This window comes from Micromonospora pallida (genome assembly GCF_900090325.1).
Classification (GTDB): domain Bacteria; phylum Actinomycetota; class Actinomycetes; order Mycobacteriales; family Micromonosporaceae; genus Micromonospora; species Micromonospora pallida.
The window spans coordinates 505,231-526,796 of sequence record NZ_FMHW01000002.1; the positions used below are offsets into that span (position 1 = coordinate 505,231).

17 protein-coding genes and 3 pseudogenes are annotated in these 21,566 nt (G+C 73.6%); 11 read left to right on the forward strand and 9 right to left on the reverse strand.

All coding sequences use genetic code 11. From position 1 onward, the window contains the following. Window position 1: 1 nt before the first annotated feature. The 3 genes from GA0074692_RS02460 (at window position 2) to GA0074692_RS02470 (ending at window position 2,241) form a co-directional block, all read left to right on the forward strand. Window positions 2-844, forward strand: coding sequence for a helix-turn-helix domain-containing protein (locus GA0074692_RS02460; RefSeq protein WP_245730074.1), 843 nt, complete (start codon window positions 2-4; stop codon window positions 842-844). Between the two features lie 25 nt (window positions 845-869). After that, on the forward strand, window positions 870-1,238 hold the full coding sequence (locus GA0074692_RS02465) for a VOC family protein (protein ID WP_091638888.1): 369 nt from the start codon (window positions 870-872) through the stop codon (window positions 1,236-1,238). Between the two features lie 136 nt (window positions 1,239-1,374). Then, the gene (locus GA0074692_RS02470; RefSeq protein WP_091638890.1) at window positions 1,375-2,241 is read left to right on the forward strand and encodes a helix-turn-helix domain-containing protein; all 867 of its coding nucleotides are present in this window, start codon (window positions 1,375-1,377) and stop codon (window positions 2,239-2,241) included. Window positions 2,242-2,389: 148 nt separating this feature from the next. Here GA0074692_RS02470 and GA0074692_RS02475 read toward each other — a convergent pair whose 3' ends face one another. After that, the gene (locus GA0074692_RS02475) at window positions 2,390-2,683 is read right to left on the reverse strand and encodes an antibiotic biosynthesis monooxygenase family protein (RefSeq protein WP_091638893.1); all 294 of its coding nucleotides are present in this window, start codon (window positions 2,681-2,683) and stop codon (window positions 2,390-2,392) included. 515 nt (window positions 2,684-3,198) lie between these two features. Between GA0074692_RS02475 and GA0074692_RS02480 the strand changes: the two are divergent. Next, window positions 3,199-4,196: pseudogene (locus GA0074692_RS02480) on the forward strand (TerC family protein). 231 nt (window positions 4,197-4,427) lie between these two features. Here the strand turns inward: GA0074692_RS02480 and GA0074692_RS02485 are convergent. Together GA0074692_RS02485 and GA0074692_RS02490 are read right to left on the reverse strand one after the other, a co-directional pair. After that, entirely contained in the window at window positions 4,428-5,348 is a 921-nt protein-coding gene (locus GA0074692_RS02485; RefSeq protein ID WP_091638895.1) for a C40 family peptidase, read from the reverse strand. Window positions 5,349-5,405: 57 nt separating this feature from the next. Next, a complete protein-coding gene (locus GA0074692_RS02490; RefSeq protein WP_091638897.1) occupies window positions 5,406-6,506 on the reverse strand; it encodes a mandelate racemase/muconate lactonizing enzyme family protein in 1,101 nt (366 codons plus the stop codon). 41 nt (window positions 6,507-6,547) lie between these two features. Between GA0074692_RS02490 and GA0074692_RS02495 the strand changes: the two are divergent. Next, window positions 6,548-7,344: pseudogene (locus tag GA0074692_RS02495) on the forward strand (tyrosine-protein phosphatase). Here GA0074692_RS02495 and GA0074692_RS02500 read toward each other — a convergent pair. The 3 genes from GA0074692_RS02500 to typA form a co-directional block, all read right to left on the reverse strand. After that, window positions 7,313-7,990: a lysoplasmalogenase gene (locus GA0074692_RS02500; RefSeq protein ID WP_091638900.1), complete on the reverse strand. Its 678-nt coding sequence runs from the start codon at window positions 7,988-7,990 to the stop codon at window positions 7,313-7,315. The pseudogene GA0074692_RS02495 and the gene GA0074692_RS02500 sit on opposite strands and share 32 nt — an antisense overlap. 55 nt (window positions 7,991-8,045) lie before the next feature. Continuing rightward, complete coding sequence (locus GA0074692_RS02505) at window positions 8,046-8,906, reverse strand: serine hydrolase (protein WP_091638902.1); 861 nt, start codon at window positions 8,904-8,906, stop codon at window positions 8,046-8,048. A 63-nt stretch (window positions 8,907-8,969) separates the two neighbouring features. Next, the gene (gene typA, locus GA0074692_RS02510) at window positions 8,970-10,838 is read right to left on the reverse strand and encodes a translational GTPase TypA (RefSeq protein ID WP_091652419.1); all 1,869 of its coding nucleotides are present in this window, start codon (window positions 10,836-10,838) and stop codon (window positions 8,970-8,972) included. A gap of 134 nt (window positions 10,839-10,972) precedes the next feature. On the opposite strand from typA, the gene GA0074692_RS02515 reads away from it, so the two are divergent. Together GA0074692_RS02515 and GA0074692_RS02520 are read left to right on the forward strand one after the other, a co-directional pair. After that, window positions 10,973-12,478, forward strand: coding sequence for a DedA family protein (locus tag GA0074692_RS02515; protein ID WP_091638905.1), 1,506 nt, complete (start codon window positions 10,973-10,975; stop codon window positions 12,476-12,478). Between the two features lie 100 nt (window positions 12,479-12,578). Then, the gene (locus tag GA0074692_RS02520) at window positions 12,579-14,054 is read left to right on the forward strand and encodes a PhoX family protein (RefSeq protein WP_091638907.1); all 1,476 of its coding nucleotides are present in this window, start codon (window positions 12,579-12,581) and stop codon (window positions 14,052-14,054) included. Between the two features lie 43 nt (window positions 14,055-14,097). On the opposite strand, the pseudogene GA0074692_RS02525 reads toward GA0074692_RS02520, so the two are convergent. Continuing rightward, a pseudogene (locus GA0074692_RS02525) lies at window positions 14,098-16,223 on the reverse strand (MMPL family transporter). A 137-nt stretch (window positions 16,224-16,360) separates the two neighbouring features. Here GA0074692_RS02525 and GA0074692_RS02530 point away from each other — a divergent pair. Beyond that, window positions 16,361-16,876, forward strand: a complete 516-nt coding sequence (locus GA0074692_RS02530) for a MarR family winged helix-turn-helix transcriptional regulator (protein ID WP_091638909.1) — start codon at window positions 16,361-16,363, stop codon at window positions 16,874-16,876. Further along, window positions 16,877-18,544: a CocE/NonD family hydrolase gene (locus GA0074692_RS02535; protein WP_091638911.1), complete on the forward strand. Its 1,668-nt coding sequence runs from the start codon at window positions 16,877-16,879 to the stop codon at window positions 18,542-18,544. 48 nt (window positions 18,545-18,592) lie between these two features. On the opposite strand, the gene GA0074692_RS02540 is transcribed toward GA0074692_RS02535, so the two are convergent. After that, window positions 18,593-18,796 carry a cold-shock protein gene (locus tag GA0074692_RS02540; RefSeq protein WP_088983014.1) on the reverse strand — a complete coding sequence of 68 codons (204 nt, stop codon included), beginning with the start codon at window positions 18,794-18,796 and terminating at the stop codon, window positions 18,593-18,595. Between the two features lie 160 nt (window positions 18,797-18,956). Between GA0074692_RS02540 and GA0074692_RS02545 the strand changes: the two genes are divergently transcribed. Further along, a complete protein-coding gene (locus GA0074692_RS02545) occupies window positions 18,957-19,649 on the forward strand; it encodes a class I SAM-dependent methyltransferase (protein WP_091652424.1) in 693 nt (230 codons plus the stop codon). A gap of 92 nt (window positions 19,650-19,741) precedes the next feature. Continuing rightward, complete coding sequence (locus tag GA0074692_RS02550; RefSeq protein ID WP_091638913.1) at window positions 19,742-20,356, forward strand: DedA family protein; 615 nt, start codon at window positions 19,742-19,744, stop codon at window positions 20,354-20,356. A gap of 109 nt (window positions 20,357-20,465) precedes the next feature. Here GA0074692_RS02550 and rsgA read toward each other — a convergent pair whose 3' ends face one another. Next, on the reverse strand, window positions 20,466-21,512 hold the full coding sequence (gene rsgA, locus GA0074692_RS02555; RefSeq protein WP_091638916.1) for a ribosome small subunit-dependent GTPase A: 1,047 nt from the start codon (window positions 21,510-21,512) through the stop codon (window positions 20,466-20,468). Window positions 21,513-21,566: the final 54 nt, after the last annotated feature.

The following is a 21,566-nucleotide window of genomic DNA, read 5'->3' on the forward strand; positions in this document are numbered from 1 at the left end:
GGTGGGCACACCGGATGACGAGATGGTCGTCGGGGTGCCCCACCCACGGCTGCGCCCATGGGTCGACCGGTACCTCGGCTACCGGGAACGGGCCGCGCAGCCGCTGGTCCGCCGCCAGGTGGCGGGGGCCTTCGTCGTACTGATCATCGGGTGGGGCGACCCGCTGGACGTGCTCGTGCCGGGCTCCGCCGAGCGCAGCGCGTACCGGGTCGACTCGTTCGTGGCCGGGACCTTCGACGGCCACTGCCACACCCGTACGGTCGGCCTGGGCACCGGCGTGGAGCTGCTCCTCACCCCGCTGGCCGCCCGGCGCATTCTCGGCCTGCCGCTGCGGGAGCTGACCAACCGGGCGGTGCCGGCCGACGAGCTACCCGGTGGCTGGCTGGCGCGGTTGCGCCTCCGACTGGCCGAGGCCCCGGACTGGCCCCGACGGTTCGCGCTGCTCGACGCGGCGCTGGCCGCCCGGATCGGCGCCGCCGACCCCGTGGACCCCCGGCTGGAGCGCGCCTGGCAGCGCCTGGTGGACAGCGGTGGCGCGCTCGGCATCGGCGCGCTCGCCGCGGAGGTCGGGTGGAGTCGACGGCACCTGAGCGTGTTGTTCCACCGGGAGGCGGGACTGCCGCCGAAGACCACCGCCCGGCTGCTGCGCTTCCAGCGGGCGTGCACGACGATGACCGGGTGGCGGCCCGACGCGGTGGACTCCGGCCCGGACGGTTGGGCGGAACTCGCCGTGGCCTGCGGGTACTTCGACCAGTCCCACCTGATCCGGGACTTCCGGGAGTTCGCCGGGACGACCCCCACCGCTCTGCTGGTCGGGGGATTACATGTGTCCAATCCCGGCTGAACCCCGCCGCCGCAGACTGGTGCCCATGCGAACCGTTTACCCGATCCTCACGTACCCCGACGTCCGGGCCGCGATCGACTGGCTCCAGGCGGCGTACGACTGCACCGTCCACGCTGTCCACGAGGCGCGGGACGGCTCGGTGGCGCACGCCGAACTGCTGCTCGGCACCGGCATGATCATGCTCGGCCCGCAGCGGCATCCCCGCCCCCGTCCGGCCGACGACGAGTGGTCGCTCTACGTCGCTGTCGACGACGTCGACACCCACTGCGCCAGGGCGCGCGCAGCCGGTGCCGAGATCGTCCGGAAGCCGTCCGACACCGACTACGGATCGCGGGACTACAGCGCCCGGGACCTGGCCGGGAACGTCTGGGCGTTCGGCACGTACCGGCCGTGAGCGGCCTGGTGCCGACTGGCGGCGCGTGCCGGCGCGGACCGCCGGAGAAAGCGCCTTACGGCCGTTGTTGCGCTCTGTGAGCGAGGTATTGCGGCGTGTCGCGGGGTGCCCGTACTCTCCGACGGTGGGAGGCCGGATGCCGCTGTCAACGAGTCCCGTTGTCCGTCGGGCACGCCTGGGCGCGGAGCTGCGCCAACTCCGTCGTCAGGCGGCCCTCACCCTCGATCAGGTCTGCGAACGGCTCGGCTGGGCCTCCACCTCAAAGCTGTCCCGTATCGAGCTGGGGCAGAGCCGTCCCGACCTGGCCGACGTCTTCGACCTGCTCGACGTCTACGAGGTCCCGGCCGAGCGGCGCGAGGCGCTCATCGTCATCGCCCGCGACGCGGCGACCAATCGGAGCTGGTGGAGGGCGCTCGGCGAGATGGGGGAGCGGCAACGCACCTACGCCGAACTGGAGGCGGGGGCGGCCACCATCTTCGAGTACCAGCCCGCGCTGGTGCCCGGCCTGCTCCAGACCCGGGCGTACGCGCGGCTGCGGGTGGCCGCCAGCCGGCTCCTCGACCCAGCGGTCGACGTGGAGGCGGACACCCGGGCCCGCGCGGCCCGGCAGGACGTGTTGCACCGGACGGACGCGCCCCGGTACACCGCCGTTCTCGACGAGGCGGTGCTCACCGGATCCGGCGTCTCCGCGCCGGTGTGGCGGGACCAACTGCGGCATCTGCTGGCGACGGTCCGGCGGACGAACGTGACGATCCGGGTGCTGCCCCGTGGAGCCACGGTGGCCGGGAGCGCGATGCACCCGCTCACCCCGTTCTCCTGCTACGCCTTCCCGGACCCGGCCGACCCGCGCACCGTGGTGCTGGAGACGCTCACCACCGACCTCCGGTTGACCGCCGAGCCGGACGTCCGCCGTTACGAACAGCTCGCCGGGTGGCTGCTCGACGCCGCCCTGTCCGACGCCGACACGGTCGCGCTGCTCGACCGGCACGCCGCCGAGGAATAGCCGGCACGCCGTCGCCGGGCCAGGTCCGCCCCCGGACGTCGTTCCGCCGACGGCCGGTACGTCGACGGCGTCAGACCGCGCCGCCGGCGGCGGTCAGGCTGCTTTGTCGACGGCCTCAGGCTGCTTTGTCGACGGCCTCAGGCCGCTCTCAGGCCGGTACGTCGACGAAGTGCTCGACCCGGGGCGGGCCGGCGAAGTGCGGGCCGATCAGGGCCCGCCACTGCTCGAACCGTTCGGTGGCCCGGAACTGGAGTTCGTGGGCCTCGACGGAGTCCCACTCGACGAGCAGTACGAACCGCGACGGCGATTCGATCCCCCGGGTCATCCGCACCGAGCGGCAGCCGGGGGTGCCGGCGAGGATCGGGTGGCCCTGGGCGTACGCGGCGGCGAACGCCTCCTCGTGTCCGGGCAGTACGTCGATGAGCGCGACCTCGAGCACCATGCCCCGCAGCCTGCCATGTCGGGTGTCGGGCCCACCCGGGGGTAGGCCCTGTCCCATATCAGCGGTGCCCTCACCCGACACCCTGCCCCCTCCTGACACCCAGCCCTCCTTCTGGCACCGTGCCGTCCTCCTGGCACCTAGTCTCCTAGGACGCCGTGCGCGACAGGTGGCGTCCCACACGGTGGGAGCGCCGGCCGAGAGTGAGACCAGGGTGGCAAGCAAGAGAACGTGATGTGGTCGGCAATCGTCGCCTCGGGAGATGCGCCGGACGGCGTGCATGGTGAACAATGACCGCCGAGGAGGGGAGTATCCCTCACGACGGTGTCGTCAGCACGGTCGAACGTCATCCGACGGTCGACCCGGCACCATCGGTCACCGATCCGTTCGCGGAGCGGTGGCGGGAGAGACCTCCGACAGTCACCAGAGTCAGCGTCGCCGGCACACCGAGCCCTGCCATGTCCCTGTGGCCGGGGTTGCGGTGAGCCCGACGCTGCGTGTCTGCCGGAGGATAAGCTGTGAACGTGTCCGGACTGGTCTGGGCGGGGACCCTGATCGCGCTGACCGCGCTACTGGTCTTCGACCTGTTGGTGATCGGCCGCCGCCCCATGAACCCAGCGTGCGTGAATCCAGCCTCTGGGTCGGATTCTACGTCGGCCTGGCCCTGCTCTTCGGCGCCGGCCTGTGGGTGTTCGGCGGCGGCAGGGTAGCGGGGGAGTTCTACACCGGCTGGCTCACCGAGTACAGCCTCTCGGTGGACAACCTCTTCGTTTTCGTGATCATCATGGCCCGGTTCGCGGTGCCCCGGGAGTTCCAACAGAAGGTGCTGTTGATCGGCATCGTGCTCGCGCTGATCATGCGGGGCGGGTTCATCGCGGCCGGTGCGGCGCTGATCACGCAGTTCACCTGGGTCTTCTACATCTTCGGCGCGTTCCTCATCTACACCGCGATCAACCTGGCCCGGCAGGGCGAGCCGGACGAGGACGAGTTCAGCGAGAACGTGCTGATCCGGTGGAGCCGGCGGGCACTGCCGATCTCCCAGGGCTACGACGGCGCGAAGATGACCACGCGGGTGGCCGGCCGTCGGTTGTTCACCCCGATGCTGATCGTCATGATCGCGATCGGCACCACCGACCTGATCTTCGCGCTGGACTCCATCCCGGCCATCTTCGGCATCACCCAGGAGCCGTACCTGGTCTTCACCGCGAACGTCTTCGCGCTGATGGGGCTCCGGCAGCTCTACTTCCTGCTCGGTGGCCTGCTCGACCGCCTGGTCTACCTGAGCACCGGCCTGGCCGTGGTACTCGGCTTCATCGGCGTCAAGCTGATGCTGGAGGCCCTGGCCGAGAACAACCTGCCGTTCATCAATGGTGGCGAGCACGTGGGCTGGGCGCCGCACATCCCAATCTGGCTCTCGCTGACGGTCATCCTCGGCACGCTCGCCGTGGCGACGGTCGCCAGCCTGGTCAAGTCCTCCCGGGACCGCCGTCGCGAGCTGCTCGCCGTCAAGCACTGACCGGCGCCCCACCCCACCCCTCACCCCAGCGCTGCCCGGCCGAGCGCCGCCTCTCGTGGTTGCAGGGGGCCCTTCCTCATCAAAAAGCGGTAGGAAGGGTCCCCTGCAACCACCGCAGCCCGCCGCAACCTCTGCAACCTCTGCAACCACCGCAGCCCGCTGCAACCGCCGCAACCGCCGCCACTACCCACCGCAACTTCGGGCGGTGGGTAGTGGCGAACGCGGGGCGGTTCAGACGCGGCGGACGCCGACCAGGGTGGCGGTGCGGTCGTCGGGGAGGCGTTCCTCGAGCACCCGACGGCGCTGGTAGCAGGCGTGCAGCATGCGGCGGTCGTCGCCGGGACCGGGTGGGGCGGTGACGATGCCCACGTGGTGGATCGGGCGGTTGGGGCGGGCGAAGAAGTAGAGGTCACCGACGCGTTCCGCGCCGAGCTCCACGGGGGTGGTCGCGGCGGCCTGGTCCCCGGCGTCGCGGGGCAGCCGTACGCCGAACCGCCGCCAGGCCAGGTGCACCAGGCCGGAGCAGTCGATCCCGGCGGGGGACATGCCGCCCCAGACGTAGACGACGTCGCGGAGCCGGTCGGCGACGCCGAGCGCCGCGTCCGGGGTCGGGGGATCACCGGGCAGGGGGACGGTGTCCCGGTCGGGGAGCCAGAGCGGTTCGGGGTGGCCGGGGGCGTACACCGGTCGCCACCCGTCGACGGCTGGCCCGGCGGGGGTGAGCCGGGTGCCGAGGACGACGCCGGGCAGCCGGACGTCGCCGTGGGGGGTGGCGTGCAGGGCGGTGACGGTGGCGTCGACCACCAGCGGGTCGGTAGGGGAGGGTAGGGCGGCCGGGGCGGCGAGTTGGTCGGTGGGCAGCCAGCCGGGGTAGCCGTGCGGGTCGAGCCGGGCGGCAGCCTGGTCGACGGCGACGACCCGGGCCCAGCCGTCCGGGCGTACCTCGGTGACCAGCACCTCCTCGCCGAGTAGGAGTTGGCTCAGCACGCAGTCGCCGACCTGCTGGTCGGTGTCCATGCCGGCGATCCAGGCGACGGTGTCGGGCTTCGGGCCGAGCGCGGGGGCGTCCACCGGGCGGACCGCCTCCGGGCGGCTCCAGAGGGTCGCGACGGGGACCCGTACGACGGCCCGGTGGTCGGCTCGCAGTTCCACGTGCCCTCCCAGGAGGCGGGTGGTCGGCTGCGGTGACCCTACGAAAGATTCCAACGGTCAACAACCGGCCTGCTGGGGCTTCACGTCGTCCACCGCCTCGATGCCGAGGCCGGGGGCGTCGGGGAGCACCACCGTAGGGCCCTCGTAGCGGATGCCGCCACGTACCGGCGACCAGGCCAGCCACCAGGCGGCGTCGAGGTCGGAGACGGCGGTGGTGCCGTGGGCGGCGACCAGGCTGGCGGCGGCGCCGACGCCGATCTGGCTCTCCATCATCGATCCGACGACGGTGCCGACGCCGTGTGCGGCGGCCAGTTCGAGCAGGGTACGGGCTGGGCGGAGGCCGCCGGCCTTGGCGAGTTTGACGTTGACCAGGTCGGCGGCGCGGCGGCGGATCACCTCGACCAGGTCGCGGGGGCCGTAGACCGACTCGTCGGCGAGGATCGGCAGGTCCACCCGGTCGCTGACCCAGGCCAGCCCGTCCAGGTCCCAGTGGGGGACGGGCTGTTCGACCAGTTCGACGTCGAGGCCGGCGTCCTCGATGCCGCGGATGACCCGGACCGCCTCGCGGGGCGTCCAGCCCTGGTTGGCGTCGAGACGGATGCGTACCCCGGGGCCAACCGCCGAGCGGACCGCGCGGACCCGGTCCAGGTCACCGGCGGCGTCGGTGCCCACCTTGAGCTTGAGGACGGTGAAGCCGTCGGCCCTCCGCTGCCGGGCGGTGGCGGCCAGGTCGACCGCGTCCCCGGCGGAGAGGGTGACGTCGGTGGGGACGCGCCGGCCGGTGCCGCCGAGCAGACGCACCAGCGGTACGCCGAGCCGGCGGGCGGCGAGGTCGTGCAGGGCGATGTCGACGGCCGCCTTGGCGGCCTCGTTGCCGGCGACGGCGCGTTGGATCTCGGCGCAGCGGGCGTTCAGGTCGTCGGCGTCCCGGCCGGCGACCAGCGGCCCGAGCATCTCGTGGACGCAGGCCCGGGAGCCGTCGATGGAGGCGCCGGTGACCTGCCAGACCTGTGGGGCCTCGCCGAATCCGGAGCGCCCCTCGTCGTCGACGATCTCCACGACCAGGGTCTCGACGGTGGTGGTGCGGCGCAGGGCGGTGACGAAGGGCGTGTGTAACGGGGCGGAGAGCCGGTGGGTGCGCACCGCGGCGATCGTCATTGCGGCACCCTATAGGGACGTGCGCGGGCAGGGGAGGCCGAGTGAGGATACGCGACTGGGAACTGGTGGGTGCGCCGAACGCGCGGGATCTGGGTGGTCTGGTCGGTGTGGACGGGCGGCGGGTGCGGGCGGGCCTGTTGATCCGTACCCCGGCGTTGGGGCGGCTGACCGACGAGGACCTGCCCGTGCTGGCGAAGCTCGGGCCGGTGTGCGTGGTCGACCTGCGGGACGCCGCCGAGATCGCGGAGGGCCCGCCGGACCGGCTGCCCGGTGAGCCGAGGGTGGTGCACCTGCCGGTGCACGACGCGGCGCATCCGGTCTTCACCTACGTCTCGGCGTTGCTGCTCGGGCACGACCTGGGGGCGTACGGGGGCCTGGCGCGGCAGGGCACCCCGGGGCGATGGCGGCGATCTACCGGTGGTTCGTGACGGGGGAGTCGGCGCGGCGCGGGTTCGCCGCGTCGCTGCGGTTGGCCGCCGACCCGGCGAACCTGCCGATGGTGTTCCATTGTTCGGCGGGCAAGGACCGGACCGGCTGGTTGGCGGTGGTGCTGTTGACCGTGCTGGGGGTGGACGACGCGGCGATCCGGGCGGACTACCTGCGGCACAACGAGTTGACGGTGAGTCTGCGTGAGGTGCTGCTGGAGGCGATGCGGCGGCGTCGTCCGGAGTTGGATGTGGCGGCGGTGCGGCCGGTGCTGGAGGTGCGCGCGGAGTACCTGGACGCCGCGTACGACGAGGTGGCGCGGGTGCACGGGTCGTTCGGGGCGTACCTGCGGGACGGGTTGGGCGTGACCGACGAGCTGGTCAGCGCGCTGCGGGCGAACCTGTTGGAGTGAGCCGGGCACCCCATCCGGTGACGATGAGCGCCTGCCCGGCGCAGTAGGTGGCCATCACCCACACTCCGTGGCCGGGCAGGTGGGCGAGGTCGGCGACGCGGGTGGCGATGAGCAGGTCGGAGCCGAGGAACAGCGCGCCGCCGAGGGCGACGCGGGGGCCGTGCGCGGCGGCGGTGGTGGCCATGGTGGCCAGCGCGACGGCGTAGCCGGCGACGGGCAGGGCCAGTCCGGCCTCGGTCAGGCCGGGCCACAGCCAGGCCAGGGCGGCGGCAGTGGCGACGACGTACCCGATTCCGAGGGCGACCAACGGCGGGCGGCGCAGGGTCCGGGTGGCGCCGTGGCGGGTGAACGCGGTGATGTAGCACAGGTGCGCGCCGAGGAAGAGCGCCATGCCGGTGAGGAACGCGCTGGTGCCGTCGACGAGCAGCGCGATGTCGCCGCCGGTGGAGCAGACGAGGGCGGCGAGGACCAGCCGGTCCGGTCGCCGGCCGTGGGCGGCGGCGCTGCGCCAGAGGTACGCGACGAGCGCCGGGATCAGCAGCGGTTTGGTGAGCAGGACGCCGAGGCGGTGGTCGGTGGCGACGGCGGTGAGGTTTGCCGCCGTCAGGGCGACGAAGACGACCAGCGGCAGTCGGTGGTGCGGCATCGAGGGCTCCTGGCGGGGGTGGGGTGGGGGAGCGCTGGTCGGCCGTCGGGGCAGGTCAGGGGGCGGGGCGCAGGTCGTGGCGGGCGGCCCAGACCTGGGCGGAGATGTCGGCGAGCAGCCGGCAGGCGTCGTCGTCGGAGTCCTGACCTCGGGCGAGGTCAGTGGTGGTGCAGACGGCGAGCACGTACGGGGGCGCGTCGTCGGGCAGGACCACGCCGACGCCGTGCCGGACGCCGGTCACCCAGCCGTTCTTGTGGGCGATGCGGACCCCGGTGGGCAGTCCGGCGGGGAGGTCGTCGCGGATCTGTTGGGCGCAGAGCACGTCGAGCATGGTGGCGCAGCTCGTCGGGGTGGCGAGGGAGCCGGGGCGGGTGGCGCCGAGGGCGAGCGCGCCGAGCAGGGCGGCGAGGTCGGCGGCGGTGACCAGGTTGGTGATGCCGGCTTCGCGGGCGACGGCGTCGTCGATGCCCCGTCCGGTGACGCTGTGTCGGGCGCCGACCAGGGCCCAGACCTCGGCGACGGCGGGGAGGCCGACGTGGCCGAGGAGGATGTTGGTGGCGAGGTTGCTGGAGCGGACGATCATGCGTTCGGCGAGCCAGCCCAGCGGGGCGGTCCGGTCGAGGCGCTGCCAGACGGCGTCGTCGTTGTCGTCGCCCGGGTTGACGGAGAAACGCGGCCCGTCGGGGTGGGCGGACGGGAAGTCATTGTGCACTGGCACCGGCGTGTCCGGGTCGAGGGTGCCGGCGTCGGCGGCCCGGTAGAGGGCGGCGAGGACGGCGACCTTCATGGTGCTGGCCGCGTAGTGGGGGGCGTGTTCGGCGTGGGTCCAGGTGGGGGCGGCGTCGAGCCGGCCGACGTACGCCGAGACGGTGCCGGGGACACCGGCCAGACGGGCGTCGAGGTCGTCCCAGATCATGGCGGTGACCGTAGCCGATCGCCGGGGGTCGCGGGGGCCGGCGTGGCCCCCGCGACCGGTGGTTCAGTTGGCGTGCTTGCGGCGGGCGGTGGCGCGGGCCCGCTGGGTCTGGTCGAGGACGACCTTGCGGATGCGGACGGCCACCGGGGTCACCTCGACGCACTCGTCCTCGCGGCAGAACTCGAGGGCCTGCTCGAGGGAGAGCTTGCGCGGCGGGATGAGCTTCTCGGTCTCGTCGGCGGTCGACGAGCGCATGTTGGTGAGCTTCTTCTCTTTGGTGATGTTGACGTCCATGTCGTCGGAGCGGGAGTTCTCGCCGACGATCATGCCCTCGTACACCTCGGTGGTCGGCTCGACGAAGAGCTGGCCGCGTTCCTGGAGGTTGGTCATGGCGAACGCGGTGACGCTGCCTGCGCGGTCGGCGACCAGGGAGCCGTTGTTGCGGGTGCGCAGCTCACCGAACCACGGCTCGTAGGACTCGAAGACGTGGTGCAGGATGCCGGTGCCCCGGGTTTCGGTGAGGAACTCGGTGCGGAAGCCGATCAGGCCCCGGGCGGGGACGAGCCACTCCATCCGGATCCAGCCGGTGCCGTGGTTGACGAGCTGTTCCATCCGGCCCTTGCGGGTGGCCAGGAGCTGGGTGATCGCGCCGAGGTACTCGTCGGGGGCGTCGATGGTGAGTCGTTCGACCGGCTCGCAGGTCTTGCCGTCGATCTCCCGGGTGACCACCTGCGGCTTGCCGACGGTGAGTTCGTAGTTCTCCCGGCGCATCTGCTCGACCAGGATGGCCAGGGCCAGCTCGCCGCGGCCCTGCACCTCCCAGGCGTCGGGGCGCTCGGTGGGCAGTACCCGCAGGGAGACGTTGCCGACGAGTTCCTTGTCGAGGCGGTCCTTGACCATGCGGGCGGTGACCTTGGCGCCCTTGACCCGGCCGACCAGCGGGCTGGTGTTGGTGCCGATGGTCATCGAGATGGCCGGCTCGTCGACGGTGATCAGCGGCAGCGGGCGGGGGTCCTCGGCGTCGGCGAGGGTCTCGCCGATCATGATCTCGGGGATGCCGGCGACGGCGATGATGTCGCCCGGCCCGGCGCTGTCGGCGGGCTTGCGCTCCAGGCCCTCGGTCATCAGCAGCTCGGAGATGCGGACCTTGGCGATGGTGCCGTCAGTGCGGCACCAGGAGACCGTCTGGCCCTTGGCGATGGTGCCCTGCCGGACCCGGCAGAGCGCGAGACGGCCGAGGAACGGCGAGGCGTCGAGGTTGGTGACGTGGGCCTGCAGTGGGGCGTCCTCGTCGAACGCGGGCGGCGGGATGGTGTCGAGCAGGGTGCGGAACAGCGGTTCGAGGCTGGTGCTGTCGTCCGGGACGGCGCCGTCGGCGGGCTGGGTCAGCGAGGCGATGCCGTCGCGGGCGCAGGCGTAGACGATCGGGAAGTCGATCTGCGCCTCGTCGGCGTCGAGGTCGAGGAAGAGCTCGTAGGTGTCGTCGACGACCTCTTTGATGCGGGCGTCCGGCCGGTCCACCTTGTTGATCACGAGGATGATCGGCATCCGCGCCTTGAGCGCCTTGCGCAGCACGAAGCGGGTCTGCGGCAGCGGGCCCTCGCTGGCGTCGACGAGCAGCACCACCCCGTCGACCATGGTCAGTCCGCGTTCCACCTCGCCGCCGAAGTCGGCGTGGCCGGGGGTGTCGATGATGTTGATGGTGACCGGGTCGGAGCCGTCCGCCGGGAGGTAGCGCACGCCGGTGTTCTTGGCGAGGATGGTGATGCCCTTTTCCCGTTCCAGGTCCATCGAGTCCATCACCCGGTCGGTCGTCTCACCGCGGGCGCCATAGGCGCCGGCCTGCCGCAACATGGCGTCGACCAGCGTGGTCTTGCCGTGGTCGACGTGGGCGATGATGGCGACGTTGCGGAGGTCGGTGCGAAGCTGCATGGTCTCCATCCTCTCGTCCGCCGGATCAGGGGCGGAGTCGGGGTCACCCCGGAGTCGGCCCGGATCTCCAGTGAAACTTCTGTCACACTCGGTACTGATGCTGGCATGCTGACGGTCGTGTGTCGGGGGCTTGAGTGCACGATCTCGTGAACCTGCTGGAACACCTGCCGACCGAGCTGATCTACCTGGTCGCGGCGTTGATCGTCGCTGGGGAGACAGCGCTGCTGATCGGCCTGGTCGCGCCGGGCGAGGCGACGCTGCTGCTGGTGGGGTTTCTCTCCTTCACCGGCACGCTGCGCCTGGGCCCCGCGCTGCTGGTCATGATCACTGCGGCGGTGCTGGGGGACACCCTGGCCTACCGGTCGGGTCGCCGGTATGGTCCCCGGCTGCGCGCGTCCCGGTGGGGTGCCCGGGTCGGGGCGCAGCGGTGGGGCCGCGCCGACGCGATGCTCGACCGGTTGGGCGGGCGGGGGGTGTTCGCGGCCCGCTGGGTGGCGTTCGCCCGCACCCTGGTGCCCCGGCTGGCGGGGGCGGCGGGGATGCCGTACCGCCGGTTCCTGCCGTGGAACGTCGGCGGCGTGGTCACCTGGGTGGGCGGCTCGGTGCTGGTTGGTTACCTGGCCGGCGAGTCGTACGAGACGGTCTCGGCGTATCTGGGACGGGCCACCGGCGCGGTGCTGGTGCTGGCCGGGTGCGTGCTGGCGATCGTGCTGGTCGGCCGCTGGCTGGGACGCAATCCGGACCCGGTGCGGGCGCTGTTCGACCGGGCTATGTCGGTGCCGCCGCTGAGCTGGGTGACCCGCCGGTACGGGATCCTGCTGTTCCTGCTCGGCACCCGGATCGGGTCGACCTGGGCGCTGCTGTTGAACCTGACCGTCGGGTTGGCCCTGCTGTTCGGCGCCGGACTGGCGATCGCCTGGCTGCTCGACGCGGTGGTCCGGCACAGCGGCCTGGCCGCGGTGGACGCGGCGATCGCGCAGTGGTTCGCGGCCCGGCGTACGCCGGGGGCGGTGGACGTCACCCTGGCCGTGGTGTCGGCGTTCCGGGGGCCGGTGCTGATCGCCCTGATCGCCCTGGTCGCCGGGGTGCTGGCCTGGCGGCGGCGGACCTACCGGGCGGATCTGCTCGGCCTGCTCGGGACGGTGGGGGCGTTCGTGCCGCCGGTGGTGCTGGGCGTGGTGGCCGACCTCACCTCGTCGTCGGAGGCACTGCTGTTTCCCGCCCAGAACGCGGTGGTCTCGGCGGGGTTGTGCACCCTGGCCTGGCTAGTGGCGCGGGGGGCCCGCTGGCCGGTGGCGGTGGCGCTGTGGACGGGTGCGGCCGTCGGTATCGCCGGTGTCGGGCTGGCCCGGCTCTATCTGGGCCTGAGTCCGGCCAGCGGAACGGTCAGCTCGATCCTGCTGGGCGTGCTCTGGACGGTGGTCTTCGTGGTGGCCTGGGCGACCCGGGACCGCGCCCAGCGCGCCGACGGTGTGCCGGCCGTCCCCCACGTGCCCGCACCGACCGACGTGGACGCACCGGCCGACGTGCCCGCTCCGGCCGACGTGCCCGCTCCGGCCGGCGACGACCGTGCCGTCGGTTCGCCGCTGGGCGGCGGGGACGACAACGGGGCTGCTGAGGTTTCGGCAAACGTTGGGTGAACTCCAGGTGGCCGGAAGGTTGCCAACGTCGATCGGTCTGGCGAGGATCACGGGGGCGGTCACGTCCCGGTGACCTCCCCGGCGACGAAGGAGTCCCCTCATGTCCGACGTGAACCGGCGTGGCCTGCTGCGCGGCGCGGCCGCGGTGGCCGGTGGCGCCGTCCTCGGTGGCCCGTTCCTCGGGTTCGTGGCCCGCGACGCGGCGGGTGCGGCCGGCCGCCGGCCACGCCCCCGGCCGACCCTGGAAGCGGTGCCCGACCTGCGGGACGGCAAGGTCCGCCTCTGGCTGCCCGACGGGTTCCGGTACCGGTCCTTCCACGACACCGAGTTCCCGGTGACCCTCGACGACGGCACCGCCCTGCCCGGCCGGCACGACGGTATGGGCGCCTTCCCAGGGCCCGGCGGCACCGTGCGGCTGGTCCGCAACCACGAGGTCGGTGGGCCCATCCCGGCCTTCGGCAACCCTGCCGAGGCGTACGACCCGATGGCCCCGGGTGGCACCACCACCGTCGAGGTGACCCGGTTCGGTGAGGTCCGGCGCTCCTGGACCAGCCTCAACGGCACCATGATGAACTGCTCCGGCGGGCGGATGCCGTGGGGTAGCTGGATCACCTGCGAGGAGACGGTCAACGGGCCGGACGTCGGCTCCGACTACACGGGCGCGCCGAACGTGCCGCTGACCAAGCGGCACGGCTTCGTCTTCGAGGTGCCCGCCGACGGGCGCAGTGACCGGCAGCCGGTGACCGCCGCCGGCCGGTTCTGCCACGAGTCGGTGGCGTACGACCCGCGTGGCGGACATCTCTACCTGACCGAGGACAACTTCGGCTACGCGTCCGGCTTCTACCGGTACACCCCGCCGACGGACCCGATGCGGACCGGCCGGCTGGCCGATGGGGGCCGCTTGCAGATGCTCGCGGTGCGGGGCCGACCCAACCGGGACCTGGCCGCCACGCAGCGGCGGCACGCGACCTATCCGGTGGAGTGGGTCGACATCGACGATCCCGCGCCGTCGTTCCCGTACACGCCGGGGCAGCCCGCGCCGACCCCCAACGACACCGCGCTGACCCACGTGGCGCGGCAGGGCTGGGCGCAGGGCGCGGCGTACTTCTCCCGGCTGGAGGGGGCGGTGTACGACGACGGGGTGGTCTACTTCACCGCCACCCAGGGCGGTGGCCCGGCGGAGACGTCGGTCGGGCCGATCGCCGACGGGTACGGCAACGGGCACGGCCAGGTGTGGGCGTACGACTGCCGGTCGCAGGTGCTGCGCCTGGTGTACGAGTCGCCCGGCCCGGACGTGCTGGACTTCCCGGACAACGTCACCACCAGCCCGCGCGGCACGTTGGTGGTCTGCGAGGACAACACGTCGGACAACTTCATCCGGGGGCTGACCCCGCGTGGGGAGCTGTTCGACATCGCCCTGAATCGGCTGACCAGCAGCACCGGCGCGGACCGGTCCAACGACGAGTTCGCCGGGTCGACGTTCAGCCCGGACGGGCACACCCTGTTCGTCAACATCCAGGCCAGCCGGGGGATGACCTTCGCGATCTGGGGTGACTGGGCCCGGATCGGCGTCTGACAGGCCCCGGTGGGTGGCCGGCCGACGGCCACCCACCGGGGGATCACTCCCGGGCGGTCACCGCTTCCCGGTCGGTGGCGGCGTCGGTGGCGGGTTCCGGGCGGATGCGGCCCGGCCACCAGAACCGGTCGCTGAGCAGGAACGCCAGCGCCGGCACCAGGACGGTACGGACCAGCAGGGTGTCGAGCAGGACACCGACGCAGACGATGACCCCGATCTGGGTGAGCAGGATCAACGGCAGTACGCCGAGGACGGCGAAGACCGCGGCGAGCAGCACCCCGGCGCTGGTGATGACCCCGCCGGTCACCCGCAGCGCGGAGAGCGTGCCGGCCCGGGTGCCGACCCGCCGGGCGTCCTCCCGGGCCCGGGTGACCAGGAAGATGTTGTAGTCCACGCCGAGGGCCACCAGGAACACGAACGCGATCAGCAGGACCCCGCTGTCCAGCGCCGGGAACCCGAGCACGTGGTCGAAGAGCAGCCAGGCCGCGCCGAGGCTGGCGAAGAACGACGCCACCACGGTGAGCACCAGCAGCAGTGGCGCGAGCAGGCCGCGCAGCAGCACCACCAGGACCGCGAGGACCAGCAGCAGGATGATCGGCAGGATGAGCCGCCGGTCCCGGCTGTCGGCCGCGTCGGAGTCGTACGTCGCGGCGACCGTGCCGCCGACCACGGCGCCGGGGAACTCCGCGACGCCGTCGAGGGGCGGCGGCGCGGAGCCGGGGACGGCGGCGACGGCGTCCCGCAGCGCCTTGACGGCGCGGTCGGAGGCGGCGGTGCCGGGTTCGGCGGCCAGGACCACGTCGACCTGGGCGACGGTCTGGCCGGCGTCGCCGGGGCGGGCGGAGGAGACCCCCGGTACGGCCGCGGCGGCCTCGGTGACCGCCCGCACTGCGGCGGGGGTGGTGAGGACGGCGACCGGCTGGGTGGCCCCGGCGGGGAACGCCCCGGCGAGGGTCTTCGCCCCGGCGACCGCCTCCGGTTCCACCCGGAACTGCTCGGTCTCGGACAGGCCGGTGCGGATGCCGAGCCCACCCAGCGCCAGCGCGGCGAGCAGGAGCGTGGCCAGCGCGGCGACCGGCAACGGCCGGCGGACGACGGCTGCGCCGAGCCGCCCCCAGAGCCTCCCCTCGCGGGCGGCAGCGCCGACGCGGGGCACGAACGGCCAGAACAGCCCCGGCCGAGGAGCACCAGCGCGGCGGGGAGGACGAGCAGCGCGGCGAGCATGGCCAGCACCACGCCGGTGGCGCAGGCCACGGCGAGCGCCCGGTTGGTCTCCTGTTCGGACAGCAGCAGGGTGAGCACCCCGAGCACGACGGTGCCGCCGCTGGCCAGGATCGGTTCGGCGGTGCGGCGCAGCGCGGCGCGCATCGCGGCGAATCGGTCGGCGTCGCGGCGCAGTTCCTCCCGGTAGCGGGCGATGAGCAGCAGGGCGTAGTCGGTGGCGGCGCCGAAGACCAGCACGCTGGCGATGCCGGTGACCTCGCCGCTCTGGAGGTTGATGCCGACCGCCGGGACGATGATCTCGACGGCCCGCAGGGTGAGCTGTTCGGTGGCGGCGACGACGGCCAGCGGCACCAGCCACAGGAACGGGCTGCGGTAGGTGACGAGCAGCAGCACCGCCACCACACCGGCGGTGACCGCGAGGAGGGTGACGTCCGCGCCGTCGAAGACCCGGGTCAGGTCGGCGACGAAGGCCGGGGCTCCGGTGACCTCGACGGTCAGCGGGGCGGGCAGGGCGCCCAGCGCGTCCCGCAGCACACCGACGCGTTCGGCGACCGCCTCTGGTCCGTCGACGCTGGACACCGGCACGACCAGCAGGGCCACCGTGCCGTCCGGGGAGACCTGCGGCGGAGGGATCCGACCGCCGACGGCGTACCGGCCCAGGGTGCCGGCGGTGTCGGTGACCCGGTCCCGGTCGGCTCCGGTGAGCGGGCCGCCGTCGGCGCGGCTGACCACCACGATCGCCGGCTGGACGTCGCGCGACGGTAGCTGCTGCTGGAGGCGTTCGGCCTGGGTGGACTGCCACTCGACGGACAGGCCGGTGGTGGAGACGGGGGCGGGGTTGTCGGGCCGGGTCAGCCCGAAGACGGCCCCGCCGAGCACGATCGCGGCCGCCACGGTGAGCCACGCGGCCAGCCGGCCACGGGCGACGCGGGTGAAGACGGACATCGGGATGCCTCCCGGTCTCGGGACAGGGAAATACCCCGGTCATCAAGTATCTTGACGGCCGAGATTATCGGCTGCTGGGTTAAGCTGCAACCGGGACAACGACGGGGGAGACGCGACGCAACGTGGCAGGGCACGGCATGTACCGGCGACGCGACACCCGACGGGACCACCTGGCCGCCGAGATCACCAACAACCTCCGGCGGTACGCGGTGGACGCCCAGCACGTCGGCCACGCCTTTGCCGGCCGGCACGGACTCGGCGGCACCGACCTCCAGGCGTTGATCGCGGTGATGGACGCCGAACTGCGCGGCGAACCGATCACCCCCGGCCGCCTCGGCGAGCAGCTCGACCTCTCCTCCGGCTCGGTGACTGCCCTGGTCGACCGCCTCGAACGGGCCGGACACATCCGCCGCGACCGGGACCCCACCGACCGGCGCAAGATTCTGCTGCACTACGCCGAGCGGGGCGCCGCCGTGGCGACGGAGTTCTTCCAGCCGCTCGGCGCGCGCACCGACGCAGTGGTGGCCGGGTTCACCGACGACGAGCTGGAGGTCGTGCACCGGTTCATGGTGGGGATGAGCGCCTCGCTGCGGCAGCACCGCGACGACGTCCGCGCCGCCCGGCCCGAGCCACCCCGACGCCGGGCGGAGTAGATGCTCACCCGGCTTGCCACCGGCCTGCTGCGGCTGCCCCCGTCCCGGGCCCGGGTCACCCTGACCCGGGACGTCCCGGTGCGGGTCCGCGACGGCGTGCCGCTGCGCACCGACCACTACGCCCCCGACCCGTCCGACGCGCCCACCGTGCTCATCCGCACCCCGTACGGGCGGGGCGGGCCGATGCGGCTGCTCGGCCGGCTCGTCGCCGCCCACGGCTACCACGTGGTCATCCAGTCCTGCCGGGGCACCCACGGCTCCGGCGGCACCTTCGAGCCCTTCCTGCACGAGCGCGCCGACGGCCTGGACACCCTCGACTGGCTGCGCCGGCAACCCTGGTACACCGGCGCGTTCGGCATGTTCGGCGCCAGCTACCAGGGCTTCGTGCAGTGGGCGCTGGCCGCCGAGGCCGGCGACGAACTGCGCGCGATGGTCGCCGTGGTGACCGCGTCCACCACCCGCGACTCCACCTACGCGGGCGAGTCGTTCTCCCTGGACACCGTGCTGACCTGGGCGGAACTGCTCCAGGCGCAGACCGTGCCCTGGCTGGCCCGGCAGTGGGAACTCAAACGCGGCCAGCCCCGGCTCGCCGCCGCGCTGGCCCACCTGCCGCTGGCCGAGGCGGACCGGATCGCCACCGGGGTGACCATCCCGTTCTTCCAGGAGTGGCTGCGCCACCACACCCCCGACGCCACCTACTGGCGGGACCGGGTCTTCGACCGCCGGCTCGCCGAGGTATGCGCCCCGGTGCTGATGGTCAGCGGCTGGCACGACATCTTCCTGCCCGCCCAGCTCGCCGACCACGCCGTGCTGCGCGCCGCCGGCATCCCGAGCCGGCTCACCATCGGCCCCTGGACGCACGGCAGCCCCGGGCTGCTGCTCACCGCCTTGCGGGAGGGACTGGACTGGCTCGACACCCACCTCGCCGGCCGTCGCCCCGTCGGCGATGTTCCGCCCGGCGGGCGTACGCGTCCCGGCGGGGCCGCCTCCGACGCCGCCCCGGTGCGGGTGCACGTCGGTGGGGACGGCGGTGGCTGGCGGGACCTGCCGGACTGGCCGCCGCCGAGCGGATCGAGCAGGTGGCACCTGCACCCCGACGCGGCGCTGCGCCCCGAACCGCCGGCGCCGTCGACCCCGGACCGCTTCCGGTACGACCCGGCCGACCCGACCCCGTCGCTCGGCGGGCCGCTGCTGGTCGCCCAACGGGCCGGGCCGGTGGACAACCGTCCGGTCGAGGCCCGACCGGACGTGCTCACCTACACCAGCGCACCGCTGACCGCGCCGCTGGAGGTCGTCGGTCCGGTCCACGCCGAGGTGTACGTCCGCAGCGAACTGGCCTACCTGGACGTCTTCGTCCGGCTCTGCGACGTGGACCCGCGCGGCCGCTCCTGGAACGTCTGCGACGGACTGGTGCGGCTCTGGCCGGACCGCTTCCCGACCGACGACTCCGGCGCGGTGCGGGTACCGGTGCCGCTCTGGCCGGTGGCGCACCGATTCGCCGCCGGTCACCGGCTGCGCGTCCAGGTCACCGGCGGCGCGCACCCCCGCTACGCGCGCAACCCCGGGACCGGCGAGCCGCTCGGCACGGCGGTCACCCTGCGAGCCGGGTGGCGGGAAGTGCTGCACGACCCGGCGCACCCCTCGGTGGTGCACCTACCCGTGCCTTGACGCACGCGGTGGCGGCGCCCCGACAGGGTGCGCCGCCACCGGCACGGTCTACAGCGGGCGGACGTTGTCCGCCTGCGGACCCTTCTGACCCTGGGTCACCTCGAACTCGACCTTCTGTCCCTCGTTCAACTCACGGTAGCCACTCGTCGCGATCGCCGAGTAGTGGACGAAGACGTCCGGGCCCCCGCCGTCCTGCTCGATGAAGCCGAAGCCCTTTTCGGAGTTGAACCACTTGACCGTGCCGGTTGCCATGCATCTCTCCCTGTTGCCATGGGAGACCACCAGCGTCCGGCCGGTGATCGCCCTGTACCTCCCCGACAGTAACCGGCCCGGCCCCCGTACGCTGGCTGAAGTGCCGGGTCGAGACGCGAAACCGCCCCGCCGCCGCATCGATGGCGGCATGCTTGCCGGCATGGACGCCGTGACGCGTGCCGCCGCCGCGCTGCGGCGGGAGATCCACACGCCCGGGACCGGCCTCGACCGGCTGCGGCTGGTGCCGACCCCGCTGGTGCCCGAGGTACGGCTGCACGTGGCCGAGGACGCGATCCTCTGGTGGGCCCGGATGGAGGCCGCGGCCGGCCACCGGCTGCCCGCCCCGTACTGGGCCTCGGCCTGGGCGGGCGGCCAGGCGCTGGCCCGCTATTTGCTCGACCGTCCCCGGGTCGCGGCCGGACGCCGGGTGCTCGACCTGGCCTCCGGCTCGGGGCTGGTGGCGATCGCCGCCGCCCTCGCCGGGGCCGCGCGGGTCCGGGCCTGCGACATCGACCCGTACGCGGTGGCCGCCGTCGACGCCAACGCCCGCGCCAACCGGGTCGCTGTCGACAGCACCGAGGCCGACCTGCTCGACACCGACGGCGGCGACGTCGACCTGCTGCTGGCCGGCGACGTCTTCTACGACCGGCCGATGGCCGACCGGGTGCTGCCCTTCCTCGAACGGGTCGCCGGCCGGGGCGTGGACGTGCTGGTCGGTGACCCCGGGCGGGGGCACCTCCCGGAGGGACGGCTGGAGACGCTGGCCGTCTACCAGGTGCCCAGCACCGAACCCGCCGACGAGGAGCCGGTGCGCCCGGTGCGGATCCTGCGCCCGTCCCGCCGTCCGGGGTGACCGGCGGCCCCGGGAAATCCGGGTGTTCTCAGGGAAAAGCCGGGGCTGACGCCCCATGTGTACGGTGGCGGTCGCGGCCTAGATTCGTCGGCATGACGGACTGGCTGACCCAGATCGGAGAACTCCCCACCGTGCTGCTGATGGGGGTGCTCGGCGTGGTCATGCTCTTCGACGCGATTCCGCTGCTCGGCGTGCTCGTCCCCGGGGACGTGGCGGTGCTGGCGGCGGTCGGGGTGGGGCAGCCGGCCGCGACGTTCGCCTCGTTCGCCGCGGTCGTCGGGGGCTGCCTGGCCGGCTGGTCGGTGAGCTTCCTGGTCGGCCGCCACTACGGCCGGCGGCTGCGGGCCAGCCGGGTCGGCGACTGGATCGGCGAGGACCGCTGGGCGGCCGCCGAGGGGATCCTGCACCGGGGCGGCGGGCGGATGGTGCTGGTCGCGCCCTTCCTGCCGGTGTTCAACGCGCTGCTGCCGCTCGCCGCCGGCGGGCTGCGGATGCCGTACCGGCGGTTCGTGGCCTGCGCCGCCTCCGGGGCGGCGCTCTGGGCGGGCCTCTACGTCGTGCTGGGCGCACTGGCCCGGTCGCTGGGCGGCCTGCTGCCCGGGGAGTCCGCCACCTGGGGCACCCTGGCGTTCGGCATGGTCTTCGGCACGGTGGTGCTGCTGGCCAGCCGCCGTCGGCTGCGTGCCGCTGCGGTCGTCGCGTCGTAGCGCGCCGGGAGCGGGCGGCGTCGAGCCGGTGACGACCACGGCGGCCGACACCCCGTGGGTGCCGGCCGGCGCGCCACCCGGGAGATGGAAAGCGTGCGGTGAGTGGGGCTCAGGGCCGGGCGCTGTCCCGCCGCCCGCGTCGCCAGCCACCGCGCCACTGGGCGGCCAGCCGTACCTCCCGCCGCCGGCTCTCGTGGGCCAGCTCCCGCTGGAGCTTGCGCCAACTCTCCCAGCGCCGCGCGGTCAGCTCGCCGCTCTCCAGCGCCGCCTGCACCGCGCACCCCGGCTCGACCGCGTGCCCGCAGTCGGCGAAACGGCACGTCGCGGCCAGCGCGGTGACGTCGGCGAAGGCCCGGTCCAGGCCGTCCGCGCCGTCCAACAGCCCGACCGCCCGTACGCCCGGGGTGTCCAGAATCGCGCCGCCGCCCGGGATCGGCACCAGCGCCCGCCAGGTGGTGGTGTGGCGGCCCTTGCCGTCGACTCGGCGGATCGCCTGAGTCGGCATCACCGCCACCCCGGCCAGCGCGTTGACCAGGCTCGACTTGCCCGCGCCGGAGATCCCGAGCAGCCCGAGCGTGCGGCCCGAGGCCACCTCGGCGCGCAGCGGGTCGAGCCCCGCGTCGTGCTCCGCGCTGACCGGCAGCACCGGCACGTCCGGGGCGACCTGGGCGAGCTGGCGGGCCACCGCCGCCGCGTCCGCCGCGAGGTCGGCCTTGCTGAGCACGACCAGCGGCCGGGCGCCGGAAGCGTGCACCAGGGAGAGCAGCCGCTCCAGCCGGGCGGCGTCCGGCGCGGGATGCACCGGCTCGACCACGGCCACGGCGTCCAGGTTCGCCGCCAGCACCTGCCCGCTGGCGTCCCGGCCGGCAGTGCGCCGGATGAGCGCCGTCCGCCGGGGCAGCACCTTCTCCACGGTGACCGGCCCGTCCGGCCAGGTGCCCAGCAGCACCCAGTCACCGGCGCAGGGCAGGGTGGTCAGGTCCCGGGCCGCGGCGGCCAGGACCGTTCCGCCCAGCGTCGCCCGGACCGGCCCCTCGGCACAGAGCACCGTGCAGACCCCCCGGTCGACCCGGGCCACCCGGCCGGGACGCTGCCCACGCCGGACGGCCGCCGCGCGGGCGGCGTCCCAGCCGAGGGCGGTGAGATCGATCGTCATGGCATCCTCATCGGTCGGAGCGAGCGGTCTACGGGCGCGCGGCCAGCGGAAACA